This is a genomic window from Serratia sp. 2C06 (assembly GCF_050037615.1).
Taxonomy (GTDB): Bacteria; Pseudomonadota; Gammaproteobacteria; order Enterobacterales; family Enterobacteriaceae; genus Serratia; species Serratia ureilytica.
Genome location: NZ_CP188299.1, coordinates 4,034,611 through 4,047,600, shown reverse-complemented (window position 1 = coordinate 4,047,600; position 12,990 = coordinate 4,034,611). Strand labels below are relative to the sequence as shown.

General features: G+C 56.9%; 12 protein-coding genes. 5 read left to right on the top strand and 7 right to left on the bottom strand.

Annotated features, from left to right (window positions below; genetic code table 11):
- Positions 1 to 34: 34 nt before the first annotated feature.
- Complete coding sequence (gene argS / locus ACP3TA_RS19875) at positions 35 to 1,765, bottom strand: arginine--tRNA ligase (RefSeq protein WP_033643365.1); 1,731 nt, start codon at positions 1,763 to 1,765, stop codon at positions 35 to 37.
- A gap of 200 nt (positions 1,766 to 1,965) precedes the next feature.
- On the opposite strand from argS, the gene ACP3TA_RS19870 reads away from it, so the two are divergent.
- Both ACP3TA_RS19870 and ACP3TA_RS19865 read left to right on the top strand, forming a co-directional pair.
- Entirely contained in the window at positions 1,966 to 2,124 is a 159-nt protein-coding gene (locus ACP3TA_RS19870; protein ID WP_154219869.1) for a hypothetical protein, read from the top strand.
- A gap of 474 nt (positions 2,125 to 2,598) precedes the next feature.
- On the top strand, positions 2,599 to 3,165 hold the full coding sequence (locus ACP3TA_RS19865) for a VOC family protein (RefSeq protein ID WP_099785887.1): 567 nt from the start codon (positions 2,599 to 2,601) through the stop codon (positions 3,163 to 3,165).
- Here ACP3TA_RS19865 and ACP3TA_RS19860 read toward each other — a convergent pair.
- On the bottom strand, positions 3,162 to 4,310 hold the full coding sequence (locus tag ACP3TA_RS19860) for a MalY/PatB family protein (protein ID WP_426784408.1): 1,149 nt from the start codon (positions 4,308 to 4,310) through the stop codon (positions 3,162 to 3,164). The genes ACP3TA_RS19865 and ACP3TA_RS19860 overlap by 4 nt on opposite strands.
- Positions 4,311 to 4,411: 101 nt before the next feature.
- Here ACP3TA_RS19860 and cutC point away from each other — a divergent pair, with 101 nt between their 5' ends.
- Positions 4,412 to 5,170 carry a copper homeostasis protein CutC gene (cutC, locus tag ACP3TA_RS19855; RefSeq protein ID WP_060660624.1) on the top strand — a complete coding sequence of 253 codons (759 nt, stop codon included), beginning with the start codon at positions 4,412 to 4,414 and terminating at the stop codon, positions 5,168 to 5,170.
- Between the two features lie 131 nt (positions 5,171 to 5,301).
- Here cutC and ACP3TA_RS19850 read toward each other — a convergent pair whose 3' ends face one another.
- Complete coding sequence (locus tag ACP3TA_RS19850) at positions 5,302 to 7,122, bottom strand: hypothetical protein (protein ID WP_033643361.1); 1,821 nt, start codon at positions 7,120 to 7,122, stop codon at positions 5,302 to 5,304.
- A gap of 443 nt (positions 7,123 to 7,565) precedes the next feature.
- Between ACP3TA_RS19850 and ACP3TA_RS19845 the strand changes: the two genes are divergently transcribed.
- Positions 7,566 to 7,970: a hypothetical protein gene (locus tag ACP3TA_RS19845; RefSeq protein ID WP_033643360.1), complete on the top strand. Its 405-nt coding sequence runs from the start codon at positions 7,566 to 7,568 to the stop codon at positions 7,968 to 7,970.
- On the top strand, positions 7,967 to 9,817 hold the full coding sequence (locus ACP3TA_RS19840; RefSeq protein WP_198808844.1) for an FKBP-type peptidyl-prolyl cis-trans isomerase N-terminal domain-containing protein: 1,851 nt from the start codon (positions 7,967 to 7,969) through the stop codon (positions 9,815 to 9,817). The genes ACP3TA_RS19845 and ACP3TA_RS19840 overlap by 4 nt, the downstream gene beginning before the upstream one ends.
- Before the next feature lie 36 nt (positions 9,818 to 9,853).
- On the opposite strand, the gene cmoB is transcribed toward ACP3TA_RS19840, so the two are convergent.
- From cmoB to ACP3TA_RS19820, 4 genes are all read right to left on the bottom strand, one after another.
- On the bottom strand, positions 9,854 to 10,825 hold the full coding sequence (gene cmoB, locus ACP3TA_RS19835; RefSeq protein WP_033643358.1) for a tRNA 5-methoxyuridine(34)/uridine 5-oxyacetic acid(34) synthase CmoB: 972 nt from the start codon (positions 10,823 to 10,825) through the stop codon (positions 9,854 to 9,856).
- Positions 10,822 to 11,565 (bottom strand): carboxy-S-adenosyl-L-methionine synthase CmoA, encoded by a 744-nt coding sequence (gene cmoA / locus ACP3TA_RS19830; protein WP_033650946.1) that lies wholly within the window; start codon positions 11,563 to 11,565, stop codon positions 10,822 to 10,824. Before cmoA ends, cmoB begins: the two co-directional genes overlap by 4 nt.
- Positions 11,566 to 11,667: 102 nt before the next feature.
- A complete protein-coding gene (locus ACP3TA_RS19825) occupies positions 11,668 to 12,063 on the bottom strand; it encodes an MAPEG family protein (protein ID WP_004932387.1) in 396 nt (131 codons plus the stop codon).
- A gap of 102 nt (positions 12,064 to 12,165) precedes the next feature.
- Positions 12,166 to 12,981, bottom strand: a complete 816-nt coding sequence (locus ACP3TA_RS19820; RefSeq protein WP_089195493.1) for a DUF72 domain-containing protein — start codon at positions 12,979 to 12,981, stop codon at positions 12,166 to 12,168.
- Positions 12,982 to 12,990 lie beyond the last annotated feature (9 nt).

The following is a 12,990-nucleotide window of genomic DNA, read 5'->3' as shown; positions in this document are numbered from 1 at the left end:
ACGGCGACCTTTTTGCTTTTCCGCGCGGCGCGGTTTACATGCGCTCGACGGTTTCGATGCCCAGCGTATCCAGGCCGGTTTTCAGCGTTTTGGCGGTCAGCAGCGCCAGCTTCAGGCGGCTCTGACGGGCTTCTTCGCTGTCGGCGTTGAGGATCTGGCAGTGCTCGTAGAAGCCGGAGAACAAGCCGGCCAGATCGTACAGGTAGCTGCACATGACGTGCGGCGTGCCTTCACGCGCGACGGCGGTGAGCACCTCTTCGAACTGCAGCAGGCGAGTGGCCAGCGCAATTTCACGCTCTTCGGTCAGGATCAGCGGCAGCGTCAGGCTGCTTTCGTCGATCCCGGCGCGTTTGAATACCGATGCCACACGGGTATAGGCGTATTGCATGTAAGGCGCGGTATTGCCTTCGAAGGCCAGCATGTTATCCCAGTCGAAAACATAGTCGGTGGTGCGGCTTTTCGACAGATCGGCGTATTTCACCGCGCCGATACCGACCACGCGAGCGATGGTCTTCATTTCGTCTTCCGGCATGTCCGGGTTTTTGCCGGCGATCAGCTGTTCGGCGCGTTCGATGGCTTCATCCAGCAGGTCGGAGAGCTTCACGGTGCCGCCTGAGCGGGTTTTGAACGGCTTGCCGTCTTTGCCCAGCATCATGCCGAACATGTGATGTTCCAGCGAGACGGACTCCGGCACATAACCGGCTTTGCGCACGATGGTCCAGGCCTGCATCAGGTGCTGATGCTGGCGGGAATCGATGTAATACAGCACGCGATTGGCGCCCAGGGTCTCGTAGCGATACTTGGCGCAGGCGATATCGGTGGTGGTATAGAGGTAGCCGCCATCCTTTTTCTGGATGATGACGCCCATCGGGTCGCCGTCCTTGTTCTGGTATTCGTCGAGGAACACCACGGTGGCGCCTTCGCTTTCCACCGCCAGCCCTTTGGCTTTCAGATCGGCGACGATGCCCGGCAGCATCGCGTTATACAGGCTTTCGCCCATCACGTCGTCTTCGGTCAGCGTGACGTTCAGGCGGTTATAGGTCAGCTGGTTTTGCGCCATGGTGATGTCGACCAGCTTGCGCCACATTTTCAGGCAGTATTGATCGCCGCCCTGCAGCTTCACGACGTAAGCGCGTGCGCGCTCGGCGAACTCGGCGTCTTCATCGTAATGCTTCTTGGCTTCGCGGTAGAACTGCTCGAGATCGGACAAGCCCATATCGCTGGCGTTTTCATTCTGCATTTTTTCCAGGTAGGCAATCAGCATGCCGAACTGGGTGCCCCAGTCGCCGACGTGGTTGGCGCGGATCACTTTATGGCCCAGAAACTCCTGAGTACGCGCTGCGGCGTCGCCGATGATGGTGGAACGCAGGTGGCCGACGTGCATTTCTTTCGCCACGTTCGGCGCGGAATAGTCGATAACGATGGTTTGCGGTTCAACCGGCGCAATGCCCAATTTCGGTGCGTTCAGCACCTGGTCGGCCTGGCGGGCGACCCAGTCGCTGTTCAGGAAGATATTGATAAAGCCGGGGCCGGCGATTTCCACTTTACTGGCGACGTCGCCGAGATCCAGCAGTTGCACCACTTTTTCCGCCAGCTGACGGGGCGGCATGCCCAGCTTTTTGGCGACTGACATCACGCCGTTGGCCTGGTAATCACCAAACTGCGCCTTGGCGGATGGGCGGACCTGCGCTTCGCAATCGGCTGGCGCGCCAGCGGCGATCAGCGCCTGGCTGACTTTATCTGAAAGAAGAACCTGAATATTCACCGGGTTACCTTAATGACGAACGAGGGGCCGAAACCAGCCCCCGAGGGATTCAACGGTGGTGGCCAACGGCGCGCGGGCGGCGGCGACCTCCACAAAACAGCCTGCAATTGTAACCGATCTGAGGGAGCCCGTCAGCAGTTGGCGCGACCGCAGCGATGAAACAGTTGCGGAGGCGCGCGTTATTGCCGTGGGGATAAAAGATGGACAACCGAGAGAAGATATACGGTGGAAAAAATGAGGGGCTAGCGTTTTTTATTGCGGCGACCGGAATCCAGCGTATTGGTGCTGCGAGATTTAAAATGACGGTAGATGGCGTATACGGCGATAATTATCAACACCAAGGATATCGTCAGCAATAACATAATGATCATCTCTAATTTAAATTTCCCCCAAAGTAGCCGAGTTGAGTGGGTGAATCAATTGCCCGGCATTAAATTAAGATAATCCTTAGTTTTCCATCATTTTTTGCGCGGCATTCTCTTTGTTTACAATTGGTTAAACTTCATGTTTTGTGTGACTTATATAAGTGGGTGAGGTTTGATTAAGCGAAAAATATCAATCGATTTAGCCCGCAGGTGGCGTAGGGTTTTGTGCAAAATAACTTAAATCTTACTGTCATAAGGAAATGATATAATTGCTTGCGAAAAATCCTATTTTTTATTTAATTGCCGAATTAATAAGCTGCCATCTCAATAAGCGCTGGGTTTTCGTCCCCCATCCAGAACCGAAAATTATGCTGTACTGCCGCTGAAAAATCTCGCCACTCTGGCGAGCGCCGTCGCCACCGTGTAAATTACGGCCTTTAACTTTGCGCTCGTTGTTTTGAGGTTTCTATGACCAATCCCTTGCAGGCCATTGCCGAGCTTGACGATCTGAGGCTCGACCTGCCGCGTTTCGAGCAGGCGTTGCAACAATTCGCCGCCAGATTGCAGCTTGACCTGTCCTCGTTTACCGCCGATCACATTTCCTTGCGCTGTCACCAGAACGCTACCGCCGAACGCTGGCGCCAGGGATTGATGCAGTGCGGGACACTGTTGTCCGAATCGATGATCAACGGGCGGCCTATCTGTCTGTTTGATTTACAGCAGCCGCTGGCCATGGGGCCGTGGCGGATAGATTGCGTCGAGCTGCCGTATCCCGGGGAGAAACGGTATCCGCATGAAGGGTGGGAACATGTCGAGCTAGTGCTGAGCGGCGATCCGCAGACGTTGCACGCCCGCGCGCTGAGCCATCTCGCTGATGAAGCGTTGCTGGCGCCGGGGATCAAACTGAAGCAAAGCTCGCCAAAAGGCGAGGGCGAGCGGTTGCCGAACCCGACGCTGGCCATCACCGATGGAACGGTCACGATCAAGTTTCATCCTTACTCAATTCGAGACATTGTCGCCAGCGAGCAAGGCTAGTCGAACAGCGTGGCGCAGGCCCGCGCCATGCGATCGAGCGCTTCATCGAGCAGAGCCCGCCGGCAACCGAAGTTCAGTCGTACAAAGCGCCGATCGCCGAAATCCAAACCGGCGCTTAATCCAACGCCCGCGCGCTCGAAGAACTGATGCGGATTGTCCACCGGCAACGCGCCGCAGTCGATCCAGGCCAAATAGGTGGCTTCAATCGGCAACAACTTCAATCCCGGCATGGCGTTGATGCGCTCTGTCACCCGATCTCGATTGGCGCGCAGATAAATCAACTGCTCGTCCAGCCAGGGTTGCCCGTATTGATAGGCCGCCTGGGCGGCGACCAGCGCCAGCAGATTGACCTCCGGCACGATGCCGCTGCGCGCGCGTTTCAGCTTTTGTCGCAGCGCCTCATTAGGGACGATCGCCATCGAGGCGCCCAGCCCGGCGAGATTAAACGCCTTTGACGGCGACATCAGCGTCACGCTGCGCTGGGCCGCGTCTTCGTTCAGGGTAGCGAAAGGAATATGCCGTGCGCCGGGTTCAAGCAGCAATTCGCAGTGGATTTCATCCGAACAGACGATTAAATCGTGCTCGCGGGCGAACTGATGGTGCTGCGACAGCTCTTCTCGACGATAAACGGTGCCACCGGGATTTTGCGGGTTGCACAGCAGCAGGAGCTTCTCATTGCCGCTGAGCTGCCCATGCAGCGCGGAAAAATCCAGTACCCAACGTTGGCCTGCTGCCGCCAGCGGTACCGAGAGGTGCTTGCGCCCGGCGAATTTGGCCGCTTTGCGAAATGGCGGATAAATGGGGCTGGGCGCGAGCGTGCTCTGATGGTCTTCGGTGAAGGCGCGCACGCACAGGTTCAGGCTGCACACCAGGCCGGGCAGGAAAAGGATCCATTCAGGCTTGATGTGCCAGCGGTAGCGCTCTACCATGCGGCGGGTAAAAACCTCAAGAAGATCGGGGGATGGGTGCGTGTAGCCGAACACGCCGTGCGCCACGCGCCGCTGCAAGGCGTCGATGACCGCCGGCGGGGAGGCGAAGTCGCTGTCGGCGACCCACAGCGGAATGATGTCGCGGTCGCGATATTTATCCCACTTAACGCTGTCACTGTGACTGCGGTCTACCCATTGATCAAAATTGAATGCCATAGTTACAACCCTGAGCCGGTTTATGCCTAAGCATGAGCCTACGTGAGAAATGAAGAAATGAACAATTGCCGCCGTATGTTGGCCGTTATCTGGGGGTGACAATGATAAAACTGGAAGTTTGTTGCTTTAGCGTCGACTGCGCGCTAACGGCCGAACGGGCGGGCGCCGATCGTATCGAGTTATGCGCCAGCCAGAGCGAGGGCGGATTGACGCCGAGTTATGGCACGCTGCGTTTGGCGCGGGAACGGGTTTCGATTCCGGTTCATCCGATCGTACGCCCTCGCGGTGGCGATTTCTGTTATGGCGCGGTGGATTTCGAGGTGATCAAGCAGGATATCCGCCAGATCCGTGAGTTGGGATTCCCCGGCGTGGTCGTCGGCATGCTGGACGAAGAAGGGCATATCGATCTGCCGCGCATGCGCGAGGTAATGGCGTTGTGCGAGGGGATGGCCGTCACGTTCCATCGCGCATTCGACATGTGCCAAAACCCGATGGTGGCGCTGGAGCAACTAACCGACCTGGGCGTGGCGCGCATTCTGACTTCCGGTCAACAGCAGAGCGCCGAACTGGGCCTGCCGCTGTTGCGTGATTTGCGTCAGGCCAGCCAGGGCCCGGTGATCATGGCGGGCGCCGGCGTGCGTCTGAGCAATTTGCACAAGTTTGTCGATATCGGCCTGCATGAATTGCACAGCTCTTCCGGCCATCTGGTGCCATCGACCATGCGTTATCGCAAGGCGGGGGTCACCATGTGTTCCGATAACGAGTTTGACGAATTTAGCCATTATTGCGTGGATGGCGAAATGGTGGAGGCGATGAAAAACGCGCTGGCCTTGGTTGACCCCTTGGCGCAAAGCGCATAAACACGCAGCTAACCGCGTTTGATAACCGGTTTCCGGGCCGTAAGACCCCTTTGCGTGTCACTGAGCCTTCGGCGATCACGCAAGTACCAGGCCCCGGCGTTTTGCCGGGGCTTTTTTTATGCCGCGAGAGACTATTGCAACGTGTCAGGCGAGAAGTCAAAGATTTCACCCGGGCTAATGCCGCAGGCTAAAATGCGCACTGTATTATTGCCGTTACCGGGATTGATCAGGATATCGTGGATGGTGCGGTTATTATTCATGACAAACCGCGCATAATAGAGGTTCCCGATGCGCATCCAGGGGATGGCATTATTGCTCTCGATCGTGTCAGTGTAGTCATCGTTGAATGAACGGGCCCAGATACCGGTCGAGGCTTGTGCGGTAGATTGTTCACCGATATAGGATGCGATGGCCCAGAATGTCCTTAATCCCATGCTCCGATGGATGCGCTGGCCCAAACCTTTATAAGCCGGGTTGTCGCCATTGGCCGTCAGGGTATTGCTATCCGCCGTCAGATTCCCATCAATAAACCAGCCTACAGGCTGTTTGTCAGCACCGATGGCGATCATATTGCTGTTCGTCAAACAATTTAGCGGAGCCGCATGTAGCTGATAGCTGCGTTGCGCAATGCTCAGTGTGCCTCTAAGAATGTTGTAACCCGCTTCATTGTTCAGACTGCCGTTCGTCCACATTGGCATGACGGTGTTGCTGAATGAAAGTTGATACCCGCCGTTCGCTTCGAAGCGAATGGCCTGAGGGGAGAGTGAACCCTTCGGTCCATTAGCGGTAGCGAAGTTAACATTGCTGATTTGCACTGGGGTGATATTTGATTGGCCAGTAGACTTTCTTAATACCAGGAACCCTCCAACGATATCACCATAGTCATTAATATAAGAACCGTTGGCGATTTGAATATTGGCGGAGGAATCCGAGTCGATATCAATTCCGGTACCATTTCTGTCTGCCATGAAATTGCTCAGGCTAAGGCCGCCTAAATAGGAGGTTCCTTGTGTTGTAGTTTTGATAAAGATCTTTTTGCCATAAGAGAACACATTCACCATAAACGTATTGTCGTGGCGATCGAGATTGAAAGCACAAGAACCGGCTACGGCGATAGAGGCAGTCACCGCGTTTTCTGTCGGGCGCACGACGTTGGCATTGACGTGAACATTGGTAAATCTGTTGATGTCCCTGCTTTCATAAACCCTGTAGTCGCAGCGTACTGCCCAACCGTAGATATTCTCAAAGCTGTTGGCTTCTCCACGAGCTTCAACAAAATCATAGGCGCCTACATAACGGCAGTTGGCGACTGACAGAGCGCCGGTTGCGGTAATGGTGGCTCCGTATGGAACAAACGCCTCCGGCTGGGTGGCAGTATATTTCTGATCTGGATAGAGGAACGACCAACCATCAAAGACAACGTTCTTATCGCAGGCGAAACAAACCGTACCTGCCGGCTTTTTGATGATGAAAGCACTATCGTCAGCAAGGCCTGCCCGATTAGGGCCATTGTTTGTAAGACTTGCAGGGCCTTGAGCAATACCGCGGCGGGATCCTCTGACTGTGACGCCATTTGCGACGTTGATAGGTTGAGTGCTGGTCAGCAGATATTGAGCATTTTCCGAAGCATAGACCACTTTGTTTTTTAAACTCGCGGCATAGTTTAATGTGGCGCTGATTGCCGCGTCAGAGGCGAAAGTGCCACTGGGATCGGCGCCGAAGTGATCGAAGGTAAGCTTAGTGTCCAGTCGTTTCCAGCGGGCTCCGTCTGCAGTAACCACTACGGTACCGTTATTGTCCGTACTGGTTGTATCCGTTTTCGCATAATAGAATTCGCCGCCGCCGGCGAAACGTCCGGTGGAGTGAGAAACTAAAAAGACAATCTGATCGTCTGTCGCGGGTGTCAGATTACGCAATTCACTGATGTTATTCACACTAATCATATTGCCCATGATATCTCTCCTGTTGATTGGCAACATGATTCTCAATCAGGGTGGACGTTTTAAAAAGCCGATGAGGTTTGTTGGGCGCTGATACAGTATGAAGGTCAGGCTGCGGTGTTCGGAGCATGGATTAGCTTGTTACTTTGTAAAGACACCGCGCCCGTTCCTGCGCTGTTTATCGGTCGGTCAGGCGCCATCTCTTCTCTTGCGCTCGTCATGCCCTGCTGATAAGTTTATGAGTTAAAATCCTTTAAATATCATAACATTAAATGATTTTTTGGTATGTATTGGCGTGGTGAATGATTTGCGCTCTGCCGTTCATCACCGCGTCTGCATTTCTATACCTGTTCACCGCCGGTTTTTATGGCCGGAACATCACAGCACCAATGAGGAGAGCCGTCGGCGCAGCCACAGAGCACGTCGACGGCGGACTTTACAAGGAGATAACGATAATGACCCGAACGGCACACTGTTTGACCGCTGCGCTTTTGCTGACCTTGGCCCTGACCGGCTGCCAGACCACCAAGCGGCCTGTTTCTACCTTAAGTAAGCCCCCCAGCGCAGAAGAAATTGCGGAGCAAGACAAACGGCAACGTGAGGCCGAACGCATGCAGCAGTGCCAGCGCGAGCTGGATGCCATGCGCGGCATGGATAACGAAAAATACCAAAAATTCAAACGCGAATTCGATGCTTTGATGGGCGGCGCCGCGCAGTATGCCGGGGTGCGTCAGCGGGTCAACACGGGGACGCAGGAAACCGTTGACGCCCTGTATCGTTATCGCACCAGCCGTCTGTGCGCAGACATCAGTTCTGCCATGATGACCGGTCTGGCTGAGCGTGGAGAGCGCACCCAATGACCCCGCGTGCGAGAAAGGCGTTACTGAGCCTGATGATACCGTTGGCGTTTGCGCCGGCGGTGGCCGCTGCGGATGACGATGTGCCGGCGTTATTGCAGTTTGCCGAGCGCTACCAGCGGCAGGATGCACCGGCCGCGGAGGCTGATGCCGCCGTCACGCAACCCCAGGCCCCCCAGAAGTCGGCATCCCGCCAGGTTCAAACGCGTGAGGCGACGGCGAAGAAGCAGCAGCTGGCGCAGTGGCAAAAGGCGCTGCGCGAGAAAGATGCCCGACTGGAGCAACAGCAGGCTTCCATTCAATCACTGCAGCAGGAGCTGACCGCGTTGCGCGTCGCGTCTTCCCTGGCGGCTGCCGATAAACCGGCTCCGGCGCCCGATCTGAGCGCGTTGAGCGACTTTGCCAGCGGCGTGCGACAGGCGCTGAACCTGACGCCGCAGGAGCGTAAGGCTCAGGCGCAAATCGCCGAGGCGCAAGCGGCGTTAGCGCGGCAAAAGCAGCAAACCGAGGAGCGGGATCGACGCATCGCATCGCTGGAGCAACGGTTGGCGGCGTTGCCAAAACAGTCTGATAACGCGCAGCAACAGGTTTGGCAGGAGAAACTGGCGGCGGCGCAAGCTGCCAACGATAAAGCGCGCCAGCGTTATGAACAGGACCGAAAAGCGGCCGCCGCTGAACTGGAACAGCAGAAGGCCGAAGCCGCCAAGGCGCTAGGGGCACTGCAACAGCAGCTGACGCAGTTGCAAAAAGAGCAGGAAAGCCAACGCCAGCAGGGTGGGCAGCAAGAGAAAAACCTGAAGGCGGCGCTGGAGCAACAAAAGGCCGAGGCCGCCAAAGCGGCGGGCGAACTTCAACAGCAGTTGGCAGCGCTGCAAAAAGAGCGTGATGACCAACGCCAGCAGGCCGAGCAGCAAGAGAAAAACCTGAAGATGGCGCTGGAGCAACAAAAGATCGAGGCCGCCAAAGCGGCGGGTGAACTTCAGCTGCAGCTGGCGCAGCTGCAGGAAAAAAACAAGACGCAAACCGAACAAGCTAAAGCGTTGGAACAACGTTTGGCGGTGGTAACGGCGGAAAGCGCGCAGGCTGCGCAGCAACGGGATAAAGCGGCGCAACAGGCGGATAAAACGGCGACGGAGCTGGCGGCCGCGCATCAGGCGCAGCAAGCCTTGCGTGAGGAACTGGACGGGCTGAGATCGCGGGCCAAATGGCTGCCGGATAGGCAAGCGCTGAAGAAAAAGCCGGAGCAACAGAGCTATGCCGCCGGTGTCGCTTTGGGGCGCGATATTCAAACAATGCTGGCGGAACGTAAAAATTGGGGTATCACGCCCGACAAAACCGCGCTGCTGGCGGGCGTGATCGATACCTTCAACGGCCATTACCAGTTGAGCGATGCGCAGTTGACCAGCGCACTGGCGGAGTCGGAAAAAGCGGTGAACGACGCCAGAAACCAGGCGGCGAAGACGCAGACCAGCAAAGGTGAGGCGTTCGTCGCCGAGTTCCAAAAGAAGAAGGGCACGCAGAAGTCGCCTTCCGGTTTCTGGTATCGCATCGATTATGCGGGTGATGAGGCCATTACGGAAAACGCGCGGGTGGATATCGTGGTGAAAGAAAGTTTAACCGACGGTCGCGTGATTCAGGATATGGATCGCAGTGGGAAGGTGATGTCCCAGCCGCTCTCCGCCTATCCGCCGTTGTTCCGCGAGGCTATCGGCCATCTGAAAAATCACGGCTCGCTGACGATGGTGGTGCCGCCGGCGTTGGCGTACGGTGAAACTGGCTATGCGCCGCAGATCCCGCCAAACGCGACGATGGTCTATGAGCTGCGGATTGTCGATGTCAGTAACGGGTGAAGGCGGGCCGGCGCAGGCCGGCCCGATTAGCGTGCGCTAGGGCTTTTTGGCGGTCAGCACGGCGCGCAGCGGCGCCGGATAGCCTTCGACCGTTTTACTGCGATCGTTCGGATCGAGGAATTCGGCCAACGATTCGCTGGTCATCCAGTCAGTGCGTCGCTGCTCTTCGAGGCTGGTGACGCACATATCGGCGATCTTCACGTCGACAAAGCCGCACTTCTCCAGCCAGCATTTCAGCGCTTCGGCGGAAGGGATGAAATACACGTTGCGCATCTGCGCATAACGATCGCCCGGCACCAGCACCTGGTGACGGTCGCCTTCCACCACCAGCGTTTCCAGCACCAGCTCACCTTCAGCCACCAGCTGATTTTTCAACTGATAGAGATGATCGAGCGGCGAGCGGCGATGATACAGCACCCCCATCGAGAACACGGTGTCGAACGCCGCCAGATCCGGCAACTGCTCGATGCCGAGCGGCAGCAGATGGGCGCGCTGATCGCCGCCCAACAGTTTGCGCACGGCTTCAAACTGGCACAGGAACAGCTGCATCGGATCGATACCCACGGCGAAGTGTGCGCCGGCGCCAATCATGCGCCACAGGTGATAGCCGCTGCCACAGCCGACGTCGAGAATGGTGCGGCCGGCCAGCGGAGAAATGTGCGGCAGTACGCGATCCCATTTCCAGTCGGAATGCCATTCGGTATCGATATCGATGCCATACAGCGAGAAGGGCCCTTTGCGCCACGGCATCAGGGTGCGCAGCATTTTCTCGATGCCTTCAAGCTGGCCCGGCGACAGCCCCGGCTCCATCTCGGCGCGCACGCCGTGCAGCAGATCGAGACGGGTGGGAGTCAGCGTCGGCAAATGCTCTACCGAGTTGAACCACTGCTTGAATTTGCCGTGCAGCGATTCGCGCTGCCAGGCGCTCAGCTGAGCGGGCAGCGTATCCAGCCAGTGGCTGAGGGGGCTCTTGGCAATCCGCTGATAGAAGTCACCAAACTCGATCATTGCGCATCCCCCGCTTTCAGAGCGATCAATGAACCGAAGTTGAAGCACTGGAACCACACTTCGGCATGCTCGAATCCGGCCTGTTGCAGACGCGCCTTGTGCGCTTCCACCGAGTCGGTCAGCATCACGTTTTCCAGCATGCTGCGTTTTTGGCTGATCTCCAGCTCGCTGTACCCGTTGGCGCGCTTGAAATCGTGGTGCATGTTAAACAGCAGCTCGCCGACTTCGGCGTCTTCAAAGCTGAACTTTTCCGACAGCACCAGTGCGCCGCCCGGGCGCAGGCCACGATAAATTTTTTCCAGTAGGCGCAGGCGATCGGCAGGTTCGAGGAACTGCAGCGTAAAGTTCAGCACCACCATCGAGGCGTCTTCGATATCGATGTCGCGAATATCGGCTTCGATGACGTCGACCGGCGTGTCGGCGCGGAAGGCGTCGATATGGCGGCGGCAACGTTCCACCATCGCCGGCGAATTGTCGACGGCGACGATAGTGCAGCCGGGCACCCTGATATTCCGCCGCATCGACAGCGTCGCCGCGCCCAGCGAGCAGCCCAGGTCATACACCCGGCTGTCGGGTTGCACAAAACGTTCGGCCAGCATGCCGATCATCGAGATGATGTTGGAATAGCCGGGAACGGAGCGTTGGATCATGTCGGGAAACACTTCGGCGACGCGTTCGTCGAAGGTCCAGTCGCCCAGTTTGGCGATGGGGGCGGAGAAAAGAGTATCGCGGTTTGGCATAGCGGCAAATCAGTTCAGAATTCGAAGCTGCGTAGTCTAACAGAAAAGCGTAAAAAAGCGGAGCGGAAGCAGGCGGCGCGGCCGCCTGATGATAAAACGGGATCAATGCAGGCTGAAAATCAGATCCCAGGGCAGATAGAAGATATTTGCCAGAACCATCAACAACAAAGAGATGTAGGTCGCGGCCATGCCCGAACGACGCCAGCGAACCTCGCGGTTGCGCAAACCGTAGTAATGCACCAGTCGCCCGGCCATCAGCATCAGGCCGCAAAGGTGGATCATCCAGATTTCCGCGCCGTTCATTTCCATAATCACCAGCAATACAGCAGCGATAGGAATGTATTCAACGGCGTTGCCATGCACGCGGATGGCGGTCTGCAATTCGTAAAAACCGCCGTCGCCGTAGGCTACGCGGTACTGCATCCTTAATCTGACAACGTCATAAGAGAGTTTGATCAACAACAATGCGCCGAGCACCACATAAAGCGCGCTTACCATTTTTAACTCCGTTCCCTAACCAAAACTGGCAGCCAGCATCATAGCCGTCATTGTATTCACTGTCGCGGGGAAATATTTGATGTTATTGGTCAGATTAATAGGTCAAAACAGTGCATCTTGCTCTGGCCAGTCCGGCGGCGCAGGCAAATCGGGGATCGCCCGGCGCAGCTGCTGCCAAATTTTTTGCGCTTGCTGGGGCGAATCGCCGTTGTCCGGCGTATGAATAAACAGATACGGTTGATGCTGTTGCTGCCACAGCGGCAGTTTTTGCTGCCAGGCTTCGAACCAGCGCAGGTTGTCGGCCAATTGGTCGCCGCCGATAAAACGCACCAGCGGTTGGTCGGCGGTGACCAGCGCGTGCACCGGCAGCTTCGGTTTTTTCTGCTGGGCATCGCGCACGGCGGCGGTATGGGGGGCGGCGTGATGCACCGGGCGGCTGTCGAGGATCACCCGATTGATGCCGCGCTGATGCAGCCCCTGATTCAACGCGCGCTCTTCCTCCCCTTTGGCGAAAAATGCCGGATGACGCACTTCGACGCCGTAAGTGAACTCCTGCGGCAGGCTTTCGAAGAACTGCCACATGCGCGGCAGCTCATCGGGGCCGAAGGCGGCGGGCAACTGCAGCCACAGTTGGCCGATACGTTGATGCACCGGGCTCAGGCAGTGGTAAAACGCCTGCAGCTCGGCGGCGCAGTTGCGCAGGGCGGCCTTATGGCTGATGTCCGACGGGAATTTGAAGCAAAAGCGAAAATCGTCGCCGGTCATGTCGCGCCAGCGCTGCACGATTTCCAGCTTCGGCAGCGCATAGAAGGTGGTGTTGCCCTCCACGCAGTTGAAGTAGCGGCTGTAATCCGCCAAGTCGCGCAGCCCGATACGGTTCCAGGCTGCATGTTGCCACTGTGGCAGTCCGATGTAGATCACGGCTTG